The sequence below is a fragment of the Streptomyces sp. RFCAC02 genome, from assembly GCF_004193175.1.
Taxonomy (GTDB): domain Bacteria; phylum Actinomycetota; class Actinomycetes; order Streptomycetales; family Streptomycetaceae; genus Streptomyces.
The window spans coordinates 2,265,573-2,282,796 of record NZ_SAUH01000001.1 but is presented as its reverse complement, the minus strand read 5'-3'; the positions used below and the strand labels follow the sequence as shown (position 1 = coordinate 2,282,796).

The 17,224-nt window shown below is 72.9% G+C and carries 17 protein-coding genes; 13 read left to right on the top strand and 4 right to left on the bottom strand.

Annotation, left to right across the window (positions count from 1 at the left end; translation table 11 throughout):
* Positions 1–2: 2 nt before the first annotated feature.
* Both EMA09_RS10390 and mca read right to left on the bottom strand, forming a co-directional pair.
* Positions 3–254 carry a hypothetical protein gene (locus EMA09_RS10390; RefSeq protein WP_129840785.1) on the bottom strand — a complete coding sequence of 84 codons (252 nt, stop codon included), beginning with the start codon at positions 252–254 and terminating at the stop codon, positions 3–5.
* Between the two features lie 4 nt (positions 255–258).
* Entirely contained in the window at positions 259–1,131 is an 873-nt protein-coding gene (gene mca / locus EMA09_RS10385) for a mycothiol conjugate amidase Mca (RefSeq protein ID WP_129840784.1), read from the bottom strand.
* Positions 1,132–1,261: 130 nt separating this feature from the next.
* On the opposite strand from mca, the gene EMA09_RS10380 reads away from it, so the two are divergent.
* From EMA09_RS10380 to EMA09_RS10370, 3 genes are all read left to right on the top strand, one after another.
* Positions 1,262–1,684, top strand: coding sequence for a DUF4307 domain-containing protein (locus tag EMA09_RS10380; RefSeq protein WP_129840783.1), 423 nt, complete (start codon positions 1,262–1,264; stop codon positions 1,682–1,684).
* Between the two features lie 163 nt (positions 1,685–1,847).
* Positions 1,848–2,348, top strand: coding sequence for a transcription elongation factor GreA (gene greA, locus EMA09_RS10375; RefSeq protein ID WP_129840782.1), 501 nt, complete (start codon positions 1,848–1,850; stop codon positions 2,346–2,348).
* A gap of 142 nt (positions 2,349–2,490) precedes the next feature.
* The gene (locus tag EMA09_RS10370) at positions 2,491–4,503 is read left to right on the top strand and encodes a thioredoxin domain-containing protein (RefSeq protein WP_129840781.1); all 2,013 of its coding nucleotides are present in this window, start codon (positions 2,491–2,493) and stop codon (positions 4,501–4,503) included.
* A 19-nt stretch (positions 4,504–4,522) separates the two neighbouring features.
* Here EMA09_RS10370 and EMA09_RS10365 read toward each other — a convergent pair whose 3' ends face one another.
* Entirely contained in the window at positions 4,523–5,170 is a 648-nt protein-coding gene (locus tag EMA09_RS10365) for a hemolysin III family protein (protein WP_240796337.1), read from the bottom strand.
* A 179-nt stretch (positions 5,171–5,349) separates the two neighbouring features.
* Between EMA09_RS10365 and EMA09_RS10360 the strand changes: the two genes are divergently transcribed.
* A complete protein-coding gene (locus tag EMA09_RS10360) occupies positions 5,350–7,185 on the top strand; it encodes a phosphoenolpyruvate carboxykinase (GTP) (protein ID WP_206305931.1) in 1,836 nt (611 codons plus the stop codon).
* Positions 7,186–7,268: 83 nt separating this feature from the next.
* Here the strand turns inward: EMA09_RS10360 and EMA09_RS10355 are convergent, their stop codons facing one another.
* Positions 7,269–8,483, bottom strand: coding sequence for a pyridoxal phosphate-dependent aminotransferase (locus EMA09_RS10355; RefSeq protein ID WP_129840779.1), 1,215 nt, complete (start codon positions 8,481–8,483; stop codon positions 7,269–7,271).
* Between the two features lie 117 nt (positions 8,484–8,600).
* Here EMA09_RS10355 and EMA09_RS10350 point away from each other — a divergent pair, with 117 nt between their 5' ends.
* From EMA09_RS10350 to EMA09_RS10310, 9 genes are all read left to right on the top strand, one after another.
* Complete coding sequence (locus EMA09_RS10350; RefSeq protein ID WP_129840778.1) at positions 8,601–9,875, top strand: alanine racemase; 1,275 nt, start codon at positions 8,601–8,603, stop codon at positions 9,873–9,875.
* Positions 9,876–10,031: 156 nt separating this feature from the next.
* A complete protein-coding gene (locus EMA09_RS10345) occupies positions 10,032–10,934 on the top strand; it encodes a hypothetical protein (RefSeq protein ID WP_129840777.1) in 903 nt (300 codons plus the stop codon).
* A gap of 93 nt (positions 10,935–11,027) precedes the next feature.
* Positions 11,028–11,792, top strand: a complete 765-nt coding sequence (gene cpaB, locus EMA09_RS10340; protein WP_129840776.1) for a Flp pilus assembly protein CpaB — start codon at positions 11,028–11,030, stop codon at positions 11,790–11,792.
* 16 nt (positions 11,793–11,808) lie between these two features.
* Positions 11,809–13,035 carry an AAA family ATPase gene (locus tag EMA09_RS10335; protein ID WP_129840775.1) on the top strand — a complete coding sequence of 409 codons (1,227 nt, stop codon included), beginning with the start codon at positions 11,809–11,811 and terminating at the stop codon, positions 13,033–13,035.
* Positions 13,032–13,448: a TadE/TadG family type IV pilus assembly protein gene (locus EMA09_RS10330; protein WP_129840774.1), complete on the top strand. Its 417-nt coding sequence runs from the start codon at positions 13,032–13,034 to the stop codon at positions 13,446–13,448. The genes EMA09_RS10335 and EMA09_RS10330 overlap by 4 nt, the downstream gene beginning before the upstream one ends.
* Complete coding sequence (locus tag EMA09_RS10325) at positions 13,445–13,858, top strand: TadE/TadG family type IV pilus assembly protein (RefSeq protein ID WP_129840773.1); 414 nt, start codon at positions 13,445–13,447, stop codon at positions 13,856–13,858. Before EMA09_RS10330 ends, EMA09_RS10325 begins: the two co-directional genes overlap by 4 nt.
* A 10-nt stretch (positions 13,859–13,868) precedes the next feature.
* Complete coding sequence (locus EMA09_RS10320) at positions 13,869–15,209, top strand: CpaF family protein (protein ID WP_129840772.1); 1,341 nt, start codon at positions 13,869–13,871, stop codon at positions 15,207–15,209.
* Positions 15,210–15,212: 3 nt separating this feature from the next.
* Positions 15,213–16,181 carry a type II secretion system F family protein gene (locus EMA09_RS10315; protein WP_129840771.1) on the top strand — a complete coding sequence of 323 codons (969 nt, stop codon included), beginning with the start codon at positions 15,213–15,215 and terminating at the stop codon, positions 16,179–16,181.
* 149 nt (positions 16,182–16,330) lie between these two features.
* Positions 16,331–17,221, top strand: coding sequence for a DUF5936 domain-containing protein (locus tag EMA09_RS10310; protein ID WP_129840770.1), 891 nt, complete (start codon positions 16,331–16,333; stop codon positions 17,219–17,221).
* The last annotated feature ends 3 nt before the right edge of the window (positions 17,222–17,224 follow it).

The window sequence follows — 17,224 nt, the reverse complement described above, 5'->3', positions numbered from 1 at the left end:
GCTCAGGAGGAGCGCGACCCCGCCGTGGCGGCGTTCTCGCCGCGGGCGGCCGTGGAGCCCTGGGCCGGCACATCGGCCGCGGCCGCGTCCTCCGGGACGCTGATCCTGCCGAGGTGCCTGCTCATGGACTTCAGCAGGAGCCACACGCCCACGCCCAGGACGGCGAACACGATGAACCCGAGCACGCCCGGCGTCACGGTGTAGTTGTTCAGCTCCTTGGAGGCGAGGGGCAACCACTCACTCATGTCGTCCATGCCCTCAATTCTCGCGGATGCCCGCGAACAGGTCCGACTCGGGTAGGGAGGTGTCGATCCGGGACCGCGCCAGCTCGTAGTCCTCGGTCGGCCACACCTCCTGCTGCACGTCCATCGGCACGCGGAACCAGCTCCCGTCCGGGTCGATCTGCGTGGCGTGCGCGATCAGCGCCTTGTCCCGCACGGGGAACCACTCGGCGCACGGCACGCGCGTCGTCAGGGTCCGCTCCGGGATGCCGGACTTGTCCCAGCGCTCCAGCCACTCCGCGTACGGCGACTCCAGGCCGCGCGCGAGCATCGCCTCGTGCAGCGCGACGGTCCGTGCCCGGTTGAAGCCCTGCTGGTAGTAGAGCTTGAGCGGCTGCCACGGCTCGCCCGTGCCCGGGAAGCGCTCCGGGTCCCCCGCGGCGTCGAACGCGGCCATGGAGATCCTGTGGGTCATGATGTGGTCGGGGTGGGGGTAGCCGCCGTTCTCGTCGTAGGTGAGGATCACCTGCGGCCGGAACGAGCGGATCAGCCGCACCAGCGGTTCGGTCGCCGCGTCGAGGTCCTGGAGCGCGAAACAGCCGTCGGGCAGCGGGGGCAGCGGGTCGCCCTCGGGCAGCCCCGAGTCGACGAAGCCGAGCCACTCCTGCCGTACGCCGAGGATCTCGCGGGCCTCCGCCATCTCCCGGGCGCGGACCTCGTGGATGTGCTCCTCGATGTACGGGTCGCCCTGCAGCTTCGGGTTGAGGATCGATCCGCGTTCGCCGCCGGTGCAGGTGGCGACCATCACCTCCACGCCCTCCGCCGCGTACCGGGCCATCGTGGCGGCCCCCTTGCTGGACTCGTCGTCCGGATGGGCGTGCACGGCCATGAGCCGCAGCTTCTCAGTCACGCTCGGTCCTCGTCGTCTCGATCCACAACAGGCTTCTATAGTGACGGATGGACCGGGTGGGCTATTCCGCATTTTCCCGGCCGGTCCGAAGGACACCGGGCGAGCCGGGCAACCGACCGAGGACCACGCCATGACCGAAGCGCGTACGAAGCTCCCCGCGGGCCGTTACGGGGCCGACCCCGTCGCCGACGCCCGCACGGACCGGCGGCTGCGGGCCGTCGGGCTCGTCCTGGGCGCGGCGCTGCTGGCGTTCGTCGGCTGGGCCGGCTGGTCGTACGTCGCGGGGCAGGAGGTCAGCGGCGAGCTGACCGGTTTCGAGGTCGTCTCCGAGCACGAGATCGACGTGTATCTCGCGGTCCGCAAGCCGGCCGGCGCGGACGGCGTGTGCACCGTGCGCGCGCAGTCCGAGGACGGCCTGGAGGTGGGGCGCGCCGATTTCCGTTTCGATGAGGACACGGACAGTGTCCACCGCTCCGTTACTCTGAGGACCACGCAGCGTGCCACCGCCGCCGAGCTGATGAGCTGCTCGGAAGCCGAGGGCGCCGCCGGCTGACCCGCCGGGGTTTCACGCAGCGCAGCGGAGGGTAATCCTTCCGCACATCGGTCGTCGGGTTGTTAGAGTCAACATTTCGATCGTTGTTTCGCCCGCCCAGGGGCGCAGACCCCAGGGGCCGGGCGCTTGTTTTTATTCCCACCCTGTACCCGAGGAGCAACCTGTGACCCAGACCAGCGGCACCGTGACCTGGCTGACCCAGGAGGCCTACGACCAGCTCAAGGCGGAGCTGGAGCATCTGTCGGGTCCCGCGCGCGTCGACATCGCCAAGAAGATCGAGGCGGCCCGTGAGGAGGGCGACCTCAAGGAGAACGCCGGCTACCACGCCGCCAAGGAGGAGCAGGGGAAGATGGAGGCGCGCGTGCGCCAGCTCACCCAGCTCCTGGAGACGGCGCAGGTGGGTGCCCCGCCGGCGGACACCGGTGTCGTGGCGCCCGGCATGGTGGTCACCATCGCGTTCGACGGCGACGAGGACGACACGATGACGTTCCTCCTGGCCTCGCGCGAGTTCGCGACCTCGGACATCGAGACGTACTCGCCGCAGTCCCCGCTGGGCTCCGGCGTGCTGGGCAAGAAGGTCGGCGACGACGCCGAGTACGAACTGCCGAACGGCCGGACCGCCCACGTACGGGTGCTCGCCCTGAAGCCGTACCAGGCCGCCTGACACCTCTCCCCACCCCCGGGGCACCGCCCACCACCACCGGCGGGCCCCGGCAGCGGGCCTTCGCCACCGGTCACCGGCCGGACGCCGCCGGGCGGGACGACGGCCCGAGCGCGAAGGCCGCGAACCGGGGCAGGATGGGGGGATGAGCAACCGCCTCGCCGCAGAGACCTCGCCCTATCTGCTCCAGCACGCCGACAACCCGGTCGACTGGTGGCCCTGGTGTCCCGAGGCGTTCGACGAGGCGCGGCGGCGTGATGTGCCGGTGCTGCTGAGCGTCGGGTACGCGAGCTGTCACTGGTGCCACGTCATGGCGCGGGAGAGCTTCGAGGACGCCGGGATCGCGGCGTTCCTGAACGAGCGGTTCGTCGCGGTGAAGGTGGACCGCGAGGAGCGGCCCGATGTCGACGCGGTCTACATGGAGGCCGTGCAGGCGGCGACCGGTCACGGCGGGTGGCCGATGACCGTGATGATGACGGCGGACGGGGAGCCGTTCCACTTCGGTACGTACTTCCCGCCGCGCCCGCACCCGCAGCTCCCGTCGTTCCGGCAGGTCCTGGAGGGCGTGGACACGGCGTGGCGGGAGCGGCGCGGCGAGGTGACGGGGATCGCGGCGCGGATCGCCGAGGAGCTCGCGGGCGCCGACCGGGCGTACGACGCGCCGCGCGCGCCGGGGGCGGACGACCTCGCGGCGGCGGTGCGGGGCCTCGCGGCGGAGTTCGACGAGGCGCGGGGCGGCTTCGGCGGCGCGCCCAAGTTCCCGCCGTCGATGACGCTGGAGTTCCTGCTGCGGCACCACGCGCGCACGGGTTCCCCGGAAGCGCTGCGGATGGCGGAGCGCACCTGCGAGGCGATGGCGCGCGGCGGGATCCACGACCAGCTCGGCGGCGGGTTCGCGCGCTACGCGGTCGACGCCGCGTGGACCGTCCCTCACTTCGAGAAGATGTTGTACGACAACGCGCTGCTGCTCCGTGTCTACACGCACCTGTGGCGCGTCACCGGGGCTTCCTGGGCGCGCCGCGTGGCCCTCGGGACGGCGGATTTCCTGGTGCGGGAGCTGCGGACGCCGCAGGGCGGGTTCGCCTCCGCGCTCGACGCGGACAGCGCCGTCCCCGGCGGCGGGCACGAGGAGGGCGCGTACTACGTGTGGACGCCGGAGGCCCTGCGCGAGGCCCTCGGCGGCGACGAGGCCGAGGCACGGCGGGCCGCCGAGGCGTTCGGGCTGACGGACGACGCGCCCGTGCTGCGGCTGCCGGGTCCCGGCTGGGAGGTGCCGCACGAGCTTCGGTCCCGGCTGCTCGCCGCCCGTGAGCTGCGGGCGCGGCCCGGCCGGGACGACAAGGTGATCGCCGCGTGGAACGGGCTGGCCGTCGCCGCGCTGGCCGAGACGGGCGCCTGCTTCGACCGGCCGGATCTCGTCACGGCGGCCGTGGACGCGGCCGGACTGCTCGCCCGGGTGCACCTGGACGGGGCTGGCCGCCTGGTCCGTACGTCGCGCGACGGCCGCGCCGGGCCGAGCATGGGCGTGCTGGAGGACTACGGCGACGTCGCCGAGGGCTTCATCGCGCTGTACGGCGTGACCGGTGACCCGGTGTGGCTGCGGCACGCGGGGGCGCTCCTCGACACGGTGCTGACCCGGTTCACCGGCCCGGACGGCGCCCTGTTCGACACGGCGGACGACGCCGAGCGGCTGATCCGCCGCCCGCGGGACCCGATGGACGGCGCCGCGCCCTCCGGCTGGACGGCGGCGGCGGGCGCGCTGCTGTCGTACGCCGCGCTGACGGGCGACGACCGGTACCGGGCGGCGGCCGAGCGGGCGCTCGGCATCGTGACACCGCTGGCGGGCCGGGCGCCCCGGTTCATCGGGTGGGGGCTCGCGGTGGCGGAGGCGGCGTACGACGGGCCGCGGCAGGTGGCGGTCGTCGGCCCGCGCGGTGACGCGGCGACGGAGGCCCTGCACCGCACGGCGCTGCGCGCGGCGGCGCCGGGGGCGGTGGTGGCGCTGGGCGCGCCGGACGATCCGGAGCAGGCGCCGCTGCTGGCGGGCCGGCCCCTGCGGGAGGGGCGCCCGACCGCGTACGTGTGCCGCGGGTTCGAGTGCGACCTGCCGACCACCGAGCCGGAGACCCTGGCCGCGCAGCTCGGGGGCGGCCGCTGAGGCGCCGCCCCCGGCCGGGTCAGGCGGCGTGCTGGTACGCCACCAGGGACACGCCCACGTAGTGCACGATGAACGCGGCGAGCGTGAACAGGTGGAACACCTCGTGGAAGCCGAACCAGCGCGGCCACGGGTCGGGCCGCTTCAGGCCGTAGATGATGCCGCCGGCGCTGTACAGCAGACCGCCGGCCAGCACCAGGACGAGGACCGCGCCGCCCCCGCTGTGGAGGAAGTCGGGCAGGAAGAAGACCGCGGCCCAGCCCAGCGCGATGTAGCAGGGCGTGTAGAGCCAGCGCGGCGCGCCGACCCAGAAGACGCGGAACGCGATCCCCGCGAGGGCGCCCGCCCAGACGCCCCACAACAGCACCTGCTCCCGTGCGCCGTCGAGCAACAGGATCGTGAACGGTGTGTAGGTGCCCGCGATGATCAGGAAGATGTTCGCGTGGTCGAGGCGGCGGAGCAGCCCGGCGATCGGCGGACTCCATGATCCGCGGTGGTAGAGCGCGCTGATCCCGAACAGCAGGCAGGCCGTGAGCGTGTACACGGCGCAGGCCAGGCGGGCGTCCGGGGTCTCGGCGAGCGCGGTGAGGAAGACGCCAGCTATCAGGGCGGCGGGGAACATTCCGGCGTGCAGCCAGCCACGCATGAGGGGCTTGGCGAGCGAGGTCATGCACCGAATGGTACTGGGGCGCATCCCTGACCGGATCTCGCTCACATGAGCTGCTCTGGACACAGACGAGAGAACGAGGCACTATCAAACGAGCGGGGTGTTCATCCAATGAGCATCCGGCGTGTACGTGCGGTTCGCCCGTGCGAACTCAAAACAACCCTCAACCTCCAGGATCGAACGTGACGCTGACTCCAGCAGCTCCCGTCGCCGCCCAAGCCCCGACCCGCCACCGCGAGCTGATCGCGTGGGTCTCCGAGATAGCAGCCCTGACCGAGCCGGACGAGATCGTCTGGTGCGACGGCTCCGAGGAGGAGTACGACCGGCTGTGTGCGCAGCTCGTCGAACGGGGCACCTTCACCCGTCTGGACCAGGGCAAGCGCCCGAACTCCTACTACGCCGCGTCGGACCCGGGCGATGTGGCCCGCGTCGAGGACCGGACGTTCATCTGCTCCGAGAAGGAGGAGGACGCCGGCCCCACCAACCACTGGATGGACCCCGCGGCCATGCGGGACGTCTTCACCGGGCAGGACGGCCTCTTCCGCGGCTCGATGCGCGGCCGGACCCTGTACGTGGTGCCGTTCTGCATGGGGCCGCTCGGCTCCCCGCTCTCCGCGCTCGGCGTCGAGATCACCGACTCGGCCTACGTCGCGGTCGCCATGCGCACCATGACCCGCATGGGCGCGGACGTGCTCCGCGAACTGGGGGAGGACGGCGCGTTCGTCCGGGCCGTGCACTCGGTCGGCGCGCCCCTCGCGCCCGGCGAGAAGGACGTGCCGTGGCCGTGCAACACGGTCAAGTACATCTCCCACTTCCCGGAGACCCGCGAGATCTGGTCCTACGGCTCCGGCTACGGCGGGAACGCCCTGCTCGGCAAGAAGTGCTACGCCCTGCGCATCGCGTCCGTCATGGCGCGTGACGAGGGCTGGCTCGCCGAGCACATGCTCATCCTGAAGCTGACGCCGCCCGGCGGCACCGAGCCGACGTACGTCGCGGCGGCGTTCCCGTCCGCCTGCGGCAAGACCAACCTGGCCATGCTGCGGCCGACCCTCCCGGGCTGGAAGGTCGAGACGATCGGCGACGACATCGCGTGGATGCGGTTCGGCGAGGACGGCCGGCTGTACGCGATCAACCCGGAGGCCGGTTTCTTCGGCGTCGCGCCCGGCACCGGCGAGGACACCAACGCCAACGCCATGGCCACCCTGTGGGGCAACTCCGTCTTCACCAACGTCGCCCTCACCGACGACGGCGACGTGTGGTGGGAGGGCATGACGGAGACCCCGCCCGCGCACCTCACCGACTGGCGCGGCAACGACTGGACCCCCGACTCGGACACCCCGGCCGCGCACCCCAACGCGCGGTTCACCGTCCCGGCGGCCCAGTGCCCGACGATCGCCCCCGAGTGGGAGGACCCGGCGGGCGTGCCGATCTCGGCCATCCTGTTCGGCGGGCGGCGCGCGACCGCGGTGCCGCTGGTCACCGAGTCGTTCTCGTGGCGGCACGGCGTCTACCTGGGGGCGAACGTGGCCTCCGAGAAGACCGCGGCGGCCGAGGGCACGGTCGGCGAGCTGCGCCGCGACCCGTTCGCGATGCTGCCGTTCTGCGGCTACAACATGGGTGACTACTTCGGTCACTGGCTGCGGGTCGGACAGAACGCGCCCGACCCGGCGAAACTGCCGAAGATCTACTACGTCAACTGGTTCAAGAAGGACGCCGACGGCGGCTTCGTGTGGCCCGGGTTCGGCGAGAACATCCGGGTCCTGAAGTGGATCGTGGAGCGCCTCCACGGCACCGCCGAGGGCACCTCGACGCCCATCGGCGTCCTGCCGGCGCCCGGCGCGCTCGACACGGACGGGCTGGCCCTGACCCAGGAGCAGCTCGACTTCCTGCTGGAGGTGGACCCGGAGACCTGGCGCCGGGAGACGGCACTCGTGCCCGACCACCTGTCGACGTTCGGCAGCCACACGCCCGAGGGCCTGTGGGAGGAGTACCACGCCCAGGTTGAGCGACTCGGCTGACCCCGACCGGCTGGGTCACGACGGCCCCCGCACAACGGAGTGCGGGGGCCGTCGGCCGTTTCGGCGCGCCGTGGGCGGGGCGGTCAGTACTGGGCGTAGCCGTCGAGGAAGGAACCGATCCGCTCGATCGCGTCCTTGAGCTCGACGGCGGACGGCAGGGTGACGATCCGGAAATGATCGGGCTCCGGCCAGTTGAAGCCCGTCCCGTGCACGATCATGATCTTCTCCGACCGGAGCAGATCGAGCACCATCTGCCGGTCGTCCTTGATCGGGTAGACCTTCGGATCGAGCCGCGGGAACGCGTACAGCGCGCCGCGCGGCTTCACACAGCTCACCCCCGGGATCTGCGACAGCATCTCGTACGTCACGTCCCGCTGCTCCCGCATCCGGCCGCCGGGCAGCACGAGCTGCTCGATCGACTGCCGCCCGAAGAGCGCGGCGGCCACCGCGTGCTGCGCGGGCATGTTGGCGCACAGCCGCATGTTCGCCAGGATGGTGAGCCCCTCCACATAGGAGGTCGCGTGCTCCTTCGGCCCGCACACGGCGAGCCAGCCGCAGCGGAAACCGGCCACGCGGTAGTTCTTCGACAGCCCGTTGAACGTGAGCGTCAGCACGTCCGGCGCGAGGGCGGCCGTCGAGGTGTGGGTGGCGCCGTCGTAGAGGATGCGGTCGTAGATCTCGTCGGAGCACAGCACCAGCCGGTGCCGGCGCGCGACGTCCGCGAGCTGCCGCAGCATGTCGTCGTCGTAGACGGCGCCGGTGGGGTTGTTCGGGTTGATGATCACCAGGGCCTTGGTGCGGTCGGTGATCTTCCGCTCGATGTCGGCGATGTCCGGCATCCAGTCGGCCTGCTCGTCGCACCGGTAGTGGACGGCCGTGCCCCCCGCGAGGGACACCGACGCCGTCCACAGCGGGTAGTCCGGCGCCGGGACGAGGACCTCGTCACCGTCGTCGAGCAGGGCCTGCATGGCCATCTGGATCAGTTCGGAGACGCCGTTGCCCAGGTACACGTCCTCGACGGACAGGTCGATGCCGCGGGTCTGGTAGTGCTGCATGATGGCGCGCCGCGCGGACAGCAGGCCCTTCGCGTCGCCGTAGCCGTGGGCGGTGGCGACGTTGCGGAGGATGTCCTCCAGGATCTCCGGCGGGCAGTCGAAACCGAAGGCCGCCGGATTCCCCGTGTTGAGCTTCAGGATGCGGTGCCCCGCGGCCTCGAGACGCTGCGCCTCCTCGAGAACCGGTCCCCGGATCTCGTAGCAGACGTTGGCGAGCTTGGCCGACTGGATCACCTGCGTCATGCTGGCAACCTTACGGCCGCGTTACGCGGCACGCCGTGTGTTTTCCCCCACGCGGGTGATCCCGCCGCCGGCGGGCGCGCCGCCCGTGGCCCGCCCGCACCGGCCACCGGAGGCGCCGTGACCAGCCCGTTCGACGCGCTCGACGACGAGATCGTGGACCACCGGTTCAAGGGACTGCCGCCGGACGCGGCAGGCCGTACGGTCCGCGCCCTCGCCCGGGAACGCCGCGGACTGTACACAGGCGGCTTCACCACACCCGTCCTCGTCCTGTCCGCCCCCGCGCTGCGGCACAACCTCGCCGCCCTCCAGCGGTACGCGGGCCGCCACGGCCTCGCGTTCGCCCCGCACGGCAAGACGTCCATGGCGCCGCGGCTCTTCCGGCGGCAGCTCGACCACGGCGCCTGGGGCATCACCGTCGCCGTCCCGCACCAGGCCCGGGTCGCGCGCGCCTTCGGTGTCCCGCGTCTCTTCCTGGCCAACGAGCTGGTCGATCCCGCCGCCCTGGCGTGGCTCGCCGCCGAGCAGGACGGCGATCCCGCGTTCCGCTGCCTGGTCTGCGCCGACTCCGAACGGGGGGTCGCGCTCATGGACGCCGCCCTGCGCGCGGCGGGGGCGCGGCGGCCGGTCGAGGTGGTGGTGGAGCTGGGCGCGCCGGGCGGCCGGACCGGCGCCAGGGACGCCGCGGCGGCGGGGCGGGTCGCCGACGCCGTGGCGCGCGCGGGGACGCTGCGTCTCGCCGGTGTCGCCGGGTACGAGGGCGAGGTGCCCGGCGCCGACGGCCCCGGCGGCGGGGCGGCCGTACGGGCGTGGGTCGACGGGCTGTGCCGGCTCGCCGTGGCGTTCGACCGGGCCGGGCGGTTCGCGGGGCTGCCGGAGATCGTCGTGAGCGCGGGCGGCAGCGCGTGGTTCGACGTGGTGGCGGCCGGGTTCGCGGCACTGCCCCCGCTGTCGGCGCCCGTGCTGCGGCTCCTGCGGTCCGGCGCGTACGTGAGCCACGACGACGGGCGCTACCGCGACGCGACGCCGTTCAACCGTGTGCCGGGCGAGGGGTCGCTGCTGGCCGCGTTCCGGCTGTGGGCGCAGGTCGTCTCCCGCCCCGAGCCCGGTCTCGCGCTGCTCAACGCGGGGAAGCGCGACCTCGCCTACGATCTCGGCCTGCCGTGCGTGCTGGCCGTCCGCACGCCCGGCGGCGGGATGCGGCCCGGCGGCGGCGCGGCCGTCGTCCGCCTCGCCGACCAGCACGCGTTCGTCACGGGGGAGGACCTTCCCGAGGTGGGGGACTGGGTGGCGCTCGGCATGTCGCACCCGTGCACGGTCTTCGAGAAGTGGCCGCTGATCCCGGTCGCCGAGGACGACGGCACGGTCACCGAGTACCTCCGCACCTTCTTCTGAGCCACCCCGGGAACGGGCGGCCCCGGCCGCGGGTTCGCCGTACATCACGGTTCGTCGCCGTTCCCCGCCGCGCTGTTCCGGGTGGCGGGGGAGTCGATAAGCTCCGACCGGGCACCTCACCCAATACCGGACGGGTCCTCAACCCGAGGGAGCGGCATGCCGATTGCCATCGCGGTCACCAGTGCCGGTCTCGTGCTGCCGCCGACCGACCAGCACACTCCCGGTGCCCACATCCTGACCCGGCCCGAGGACCAGGACTTCCCGACGGCGCTCGCCGAGACCGCCCAGCTCATCGACCGGCACGGCCATGTCGTCGTCGTGCACCCGGCGACGGCCCCCCGTCCCTACGTCCAGCGTCTGCACGCCGTGCGCGCCATGCTGGAGTCCGACCGCATCGCCCTGCTGCCCAGCGCCCTGCCTCCGCTCGGCACCGCCGTCCTCGTGCGGCAGCTGAGGCAGTTGTCCGTCTGCGACTTCGCGCCCGGCGTCCTCGGGGCGTCGGCGCGGCTGCTCGCCCACTACGTGTACGCGGGCGCCCTGCTCGCGCCCGGCGTCCGCCTCGACCGGCTGCCCGTCCGCCTGCCCGGCGGTCCCGCGGCGGCCGGGCGGGGCGGCGGGCCGGCGGCCGTGCTGGCCGGCCCCACGACCCAGGTGGTCAGGGCACAGGGCGGCGAGCGGCTGGAAGGGCCGCAGTTCTCCACCTCCCTCACCTACGCGCCCGGCGCGATCGGGGCGGGCGGCGAGTGGGTCACGGCGCGGCTCGCGCACGACTGGCAGGTGCGCGGCCTGCACCCGGTGCCGCTGCCGGAGGAATCGGCCGCCTGGTGGGGCACGCCGAAGCTCGTCGAGTTCGCGGCCGCGATATCCGACGTCTCGCTGCTCTACCAGATGGTCAACTCCATGCGCCAGGAGACGTGTCACTGGTGCGGCCTCACCCTCATCGGGGACCGCTGCGCCTTCTGCGCCGCACCCGTACCGCAGATACGGGACCGTGCGGCGCCCTCCGCGCTCGGGCACGCCAGGCACCGCGCGCTGACCCCCGGCGGCCCGGGACGCTAGGGCGATCCGGACCGGACCGGCCGATGCCCCGCACCGACGACCGACCGACACCCATCGACGAGTACGACGAGCACGAGAAGGTAGAGACACTGCATGAACGCTCGCCAGCGACGCGGCACGCTGCTGCTGATCGCCTCGCTCGTCCTCGCGCTCGGTGCCCTCGCCGGCGTCGTGGCCGTCGTCAACGACGTGGAGTCCCGCGTCGGACCCGAGCGGACCGCCTACGAACTCGCCGAGGACATAGCCCCGTACGAGGAGGTGACGCCGGACCGGGTTCGGGAGGTCTCCATCCCCGAGCGGTACATCTCCGACTCCGCCGTGACCGACCTCGACCAGCTCGACGGCCGCGTCGCCGTCGGACCGCTCACCGAGGGCTCGCTCCTCCAGACCGACATGCTCGCCGAACGGCCCGAACTCGACCCGGGACAACAGGAGATCGCGGTCATGATCGACGCTTCCACCGGTGTCGCCGGCAAGATCTACCCGGGCGCCACCATCAACATGTACGCCGCCTACCGCGTGAACCAGCGGACCGGCGAGGCCGGCGGCGGCAGCGAGGACACCGAGTACGAGATCGTCCGCCTCATGGTGAACAACGCGGAGGTCATCGAGGTCGGCGACCTGACCGAGGTGGACGACGAGGACCGGGGCGCCACCGAGGCCGTCCCCATCACCTTCGCGCTCGACAACGCGGATGCGCAGCGGGTCACCTTCGCCGAGGCGTTCGCGGAGCAGGTCCGGCTCGCCCTGGTCGCTCCCGGCGACGAGCAGGAGATCCCCGAGGAGGAGCGCACGTACACCATCATTGGCGACATCGGCGGCGATCCGCACGCGGACCTCGGCGCGCAGATCCCGTGAGGAGCGAGCTGACCCGATGACGACGCGCATCCTCCCCGCGGTCGGCGACCCGGACGCCGCCCGTTCCGTGATCACCCTGCTGAGCCGGCTGCCCGACTGCGAACCGCTCCGCCCCGTCCCGGACTCCACCGCCCTGCTGGACACCCTGGCCTCGCTGGGCCGGGAGTCGGTGGCCGGGCTGCCGGAGGTCGTCGTGGTGCACGAACGGATCGGGCCGCTCCCGGCGCTCGAACTGATCCGCGAGACGGCTCTCAGGTTCCCCGCCGTCGGCGTCGTGCTGGTGTCCGCCGACCCCTCGCCCGGCCTGTACTCGGCCGCCATGGAGGCGGGCGCGCGCGGCCTCGCCGGGCTGCCGCTGTCGTACGACGAACTGGCCGCCAGGGTCGGGTCGGCCGCCCAGTGGGCCGCCGGCATGCGCCACCACCTCGGCGGCCTCGACACCGGCCCCGAGGCGCCGGGCGGCCGGGTCATCACCGTGTCGGGCGCCAAGGGCGGCGTCGGGACGACACTGGTCGCGTCCTGGCTGGCGCTGGCCGCGCAGACCGCGGGACCGTTCGAGCGCGGCGCGCTCCTCATGGACCTCGACCTGCTGGCCGGCGACGTCGGCTCGTTCTTCGACGTGCAGTTCCGGCGGTCCGTCGCCGACCTGGCGGGCATCCAGGACATCTCGCCGCAGGTGCTGGCCGAGGCGGTCTTCACGCACGAGACGGGGCTGTCGCTGCTGGTCGCGCCGGCCGAGGGGGAGCGGGGCGAGGACGTCACCGACGCCGCCGCCCGGCACGTCCTCGCCGCGGTGCGGTCCCGCTACGACATCGTGGTCGTGGACTGCGGCTCCCACATGAACAGCGCCGTCGCCGCCGCCGTCGAGACGGCCGACGCGGCCCTGCTCGTCACCACGCCCGACGTCATCTCCGTCCGCGCCGTCAACCGCATGGTCCGCATGTGGGACCGCCTGCGCGTCCGCAAGGCGCAGGACACCCTCACGGTCGTGAACCGCGCCAGCCGCTCCAGCTCGATCCAGCCGCAGCTCATAGCCAGGATCACCGGGACGACGGTGGCGCGCTCGGTCGTCCCCGCGGCCTTCAGGGAGCTCCAGGAGGCGCAGGACGCGGGCCGAATCCAGGACCTCGACGCCAAGTCCCAGATCCGGCGGGCGCTGTCCGCGCTCGCGACGGAGCTGGGGCTCGTGCCGCCGCAGGCCGCCCCCGCGGCCGCCGGACGCCGCCGGGGCAGGCGGGGATGACCGGCCGGCCGGCCCGGCGCACCGGTGCCGTGGCCGCGGCCCGGGACGCCCGGGCGGCGGACCGCGGGTCCGTCATCGTCGAGTTCGCGGGGCTGCTGCCCCTCGTGCTGCTGATGATGGCCGTCATCTGGCAGTGCCTCCTCATCGGTTACGCCTTCTATCTCGCCGCGGGCGCCGCCGACGCCGGCGCCCGCGCGGGCGCGGCGGCGGACGGCGACGGGACCGCCGCCTGCGTCTCGGCGGCCGAGGACGACCTGCCGGGCGGCTGGGACGCGGACGTGTCCTGCCCGCTGGACGGCGCTGTGCGCACGGCCCGGGTGCGGGTGAGCGTCCCCGTGATGTTCCCGGGCGCGTTCAACCTGCCCGTCACCGTCTCGGGCACGGCCGGAGCGGCGGAGGAGGGCCCCCGGTGAACGGCACTCCCCCCACCGCCCCGCACGGCGCCCACCGTCGCGGGCGCGCGCGGTGGCGCGGCGACCGCGGGGTGACGGCGGTGGAGTTCGCCGGGTGGGTGCCGCTGCTGCTGCTCGTCGCGTTCGCCGCGCTGCAGCTCGGCATCACCGGGTTCGCCGCCATCCAGGCCGGCTCCGCCGCCCGCACCGCCGCCCGGCTCGCCTCCAGGGAGGAGACGGAGGACGAGTACCGGGAGGGCGGTTACGCGTCGCTGGGCGGGATGTTCGCCGAGCGGGCCGAGATCGACCTGACCGCCGCCTGCGGGGAGGAGGCGACGGTGACCGTCCGCGTCCCGGTGCCGTCCGTCCTGCCGTTCTTCCTCGACAGCGTCGGTACCGCCACCCGTTCCGTCACCATGCCCTGCGACTGAGGAGGCAGCGATGGGTCTGCGATCCCGTGTCACCACCCCCGGCGAGCCGGAGGCCGCGGGCCTCGGCGACGGCCGCCTGGTCGCGACGTACCGCGCCGTGCTGCTGGAGGAGATCGACCTCGCGGAGATGTCCTCCCTGGAGGTCGCCGAGCGCCGCGACCGCCTCGAACGCGTCCTGGACCACATCCTCAGCCGCGAGGGACCGGTCCTCTCACCGCAGCAGCGCGCCCTCCTGATCCGCCGGGTCGTGGACGAGGCCCTGGGCCTCGGCATCCTCGAACCGCTCCTGGAGGACACCTCCGTCACCGAGATCATGGTGAACGGCCCCGACCACATCTATGTGGAACGCGGGGGTCGCGTCGAGCGGCTGCCTCTGCGCTTCGCGTCCGACGAGCAGCTCATGCAGACGATCGAACGCATCGTCTCCACCGTCAACCGCCGCGTGGACGAGTCCAATCCGATGGTGGACGCACGCCTCCCGACCGGCGAGCGCGTCAACGTCATCATCCCTCCGCTCTCCCTCAGCGGCGCCACCCTCACGATCCGCCGCTTCCCGCGCGCCTACACGCTCGCGGAGCTGATCGGCTTCGGCACCCTCGACGACCACCTCGTCCTCCTCCTCGCCTCTCTCGTCCGGGCACGGTTCAACGTGATCGTCTCCGGGGGCACCGGCTCCGGGAAGACGACCCTCCTCAACGCCCTCAGCGGCCTCATCCCCGACGGCGAGCGCATCGTCACCGTCGAGGACGCCGCCGAACTCCAGCTCCAGCAGAGCCATGTGATCCGCCTGGAGTCCCGTCCGCCCAACATCGAGGGCAAGGGCGAGGTCACGATCCGCGACCTCGTCCGCAACTCGCTGCGCATGCGCCCCGACCGGATCATCGTCGGCGAGGTGCGCGGCGGCGAGACGCTCGACATGCTGCAGGCCATGTCCACCGGTCACGACGGATCGCTCGCCACCGTCCACGCCAACAGCGCCGAGGACGCCCTGCTGCGGCTCCAGACCCTCGCCTCCATGTCCGAACTCCAGGTCCCCTTCGAGGCGCTGCGCGACCAGATCAACAGCGCGGTCGACATCCTCGTGCAACTCGTCCGGCACCCGGACGGCACCAGGCGCCTCGCGGAGATCGCCGTCCTCGCCTCGCGGGGCCACGAGATGTTCCGCATCGCGACACTCGCCGAGTTCCGGGTCCGGCCGATGGGCCCCGACGGCCGGATCCACGGCGAGTTCGTGCACCACCCCGTCCCCCGAGCCGTCGCCGAACGCCTCCGGCTGGCCGGCGAACAGGTACCCGCCGCGTTCGGCGTGCACCTCGACGACTCCCACCTCGCCGTCCGGGAGGCGAGCTGACCCGTGCGCAGCGACCTCACCCTCCTCGTCATCGGCCTCACGCTGGCCGCACTGCTGCTGGCCGTCGTCGGCGTCCAGCTCTACGCGTCGGGCCGTGCACAGCGCCGCGAACTCCTCACCCGGCTGACCGCGACCGCCGCGCTCCCGCCCGGCGATCCGGCGGGCGCCGCGACGCCCGCCGGACGCCGCCGCCGGTTCGCCGCGGTGGACCGGCGGCTGCGCGCCTCGCCCGCCGGCCGCCGGCTGCGCCGCAAGGTCGAGGCCACGGGGCTCGACGTCTCCGCCGGCGAGTACACCGTCTACGTGCTGGCGGCCGTGGCCGTGCTGTGGCTGGCCGGCAGCGTCGTCCTCGCCCCCTTCTTCGGTCCGCTGTGCGGCCTGATCGCCCTGTGGGGCGGTAACGCCTTCCTCGGCTGGCAGCGCGCCCGCCGTACCGAACAGTTCATCGGACAGCTTCCCGAACTCGCCCGTCTCATCGCCAACGGCACCGCCGCCGGTCTCGCCATGCGCACCGCGCTGTCCATGGCGGCGGAGGAGATGGAGGACCCGGCGGGCGCCGAACTCGCCACGGTCGCCGACCAACTGGCCGTCGGCCGCTCCATGGAGGAGGCCCTCACGGAACTGAACGCGCGGCTGCCGTCCCGCGAGCTGAACGTCCTGGTCACCACGCTCGTCCTCGCCAACCGCGCGGGCGGCACCATCGTCTCCTCGCTGCGCAACCTCACCACCACTCTGGAGGAGCGCAAGGAGACCCGCCGCGAGGTCCGCACCATGCTCGCCGAGATCAACGCGACCGCGCTCACCATCCCGTTCCTCGGCATCGGCGCCCTGCTCATGATCAACGGCATGTCCCCCGGCGCCCTGGGCCGCGTCACGAGCAGCGGGATCGGGCAGGCCGCCATGGTCGTCTCCCTCGCGCTGTACGTGATCGGCTTCGTCGTCGTCCGCCGCATCGGCCGCATCGACATCTGACCCTCCCGACGTCCCGGATTCCCCTTGATGACCTTGCGTGAGCACTCGTACCCATTATGCACACTCCGTAATCGTGCGCAACTGTGTGTGACAGAGCGGGCGGGCCGGCGCGGTCGGCCGCGTTCCGACCGACGACAGGAAGACGACTGATGGTGGGACTGCTGCTCGGCCTCGCGATGGGGATCGCCGTCCTCGGCATCCTGACGGCCATCCGGATGCTCCGCACCGACGCGCCCCTGCCGTCCGACCTGGCCGTCGCCCTGGAGATCGGCTCGACCCGCGTATCGGCCGGCGGGTCCGCCGTCGACCGCCTCGGGATGCGCTTCGCCCCGCTCGTCCTGCGCCTGATGGGACCCAAGGCCGTCGAGCGCAAACGCCGCCGCATCGACCAGGCGGGCAACCCCGGCGGCCTGACCATCGACCGCTACGCCGCCCGGCGTGCCGTCTACGGGGTCTTCGGCATCGTCATCGCCCTCGCCACGTGGTCGTCCGGCGTCCCCCTGCTCGCGCTCCTCGGCCTGGCGTTCGGCGCGTTCGCGGCCGACGCCGCCATCTGGCAGGGCATCCGCGAACGCCGCGACGTCATCGACCGCACGCTCCCCGACTTCCTCGACGTCCTGGCCGTCGTCGTCTCCGCCGGCCTCGGTTTCCGGCAGGCCCTCGACCGGGTCTCCGCCCGCTACGAGGGGCCGTGGGCCGACGAGATCCGCATCACCCTGCGGCAGATGGACATGGGCGTGCCCCGCCGCCAGGCGTTCGACGACCTCCGCAGGCGCAACGACTCCGAGCCCGTCAACCAGTTCGTCTCGGCCCTCCAGCAGGGTGAAGAACTCGGATCACCCATCGCCGACACCCTGATCCAGATCGCGCGCGACATGCGCCGCACCGACGCCCAGAACGCCCGCCGCCGCGCCGCCCGCGCCATACCGAAGGCGACGGTCGCGACGCTCGTCTTCATGCTTCCGGCGACGATGATCCTCATCGTGACGGGCATGATGCTCGGTACGGGAACGGACATCGGCGGGATCCTGGGCGACTGAGCG

Coding starts and splice junctions, on each gene's coding strand:
- EMA09_RS10390 (WP_129840785.1), bottom strand. CDS start 254: ATGGACGACATGAGTGAGTGGTTGCCCCTCGCCTCCAAGGAGCTGAAC.
- EMA09_RS10380 (WP_129840783.1), top strand. CDS start 1,262: ATGACCGAAGCGCGTACGAAGCTCCCCGCGGGCCGTTACGGGGCCGAC.
- EMA09_RS10370 (WP_129840781.1), top strand. CDS start 2,491: ATGAGCAACCGCCTCGCCGCAGAGACCTCGCCCTATCTGCTCCAGCAC.
- EMA09_RS10365 (WP_240796337.1), bottom strand. CDS start 5,170: ATGACCTCGCTCGCCAAGCCCCTCATGCGTGGCTGGCTGCACGCCGGA.
- EMA09_RS10355 (WP_129840779.1), bottom strand. CDS start 8,483: ATGACGCAGGTGATCCAGTCGGCCAAGCTCGCCAACGTCTGCTACGAG.
- EMA09_RS10345 (WP_129840777.1), top strand. CDS start 10,032: ATGCCGATTGCCATCGCGGTCACCAGTGCCGGTCTCGTGCTGCCGCCG.
- cpaB (WP_129840776.1), top strand. CDS start 11,028: ATGAACGCTCGCCAGCGACGCGGCACGCTGCTGCTGATCGCCTCGCTC.
- EMA09_RS10335 (WP_129840775.1), top strand. CDS start 11,809: ATGACGACGCGCATCCTCCCCGCGGTCGGCGACCCGGACGCCGCCCGT.
- EMA09_RS10330 (WP_129840774.1), top strand. CDS start 13,032: ATGACCGGCCGGCCGGCCCGGCGCACCGGTGCCGTGGCCGCGGCCCGG.
- EMA09_RS10320 (WP_129840772.1), top strand. CDS start 13,869: ATGGGTCTGCGATCCCGTGTCACCACCCCCGGCGAGCCGGAGGCCGCG.
- EMA09_RS10310 (WP_129840770.1), top strand. CDS start 16,331: ATGGTGGGACTGCTGCTCGGCCTCGCGATGGGGATCGCCGTCCTCGGC.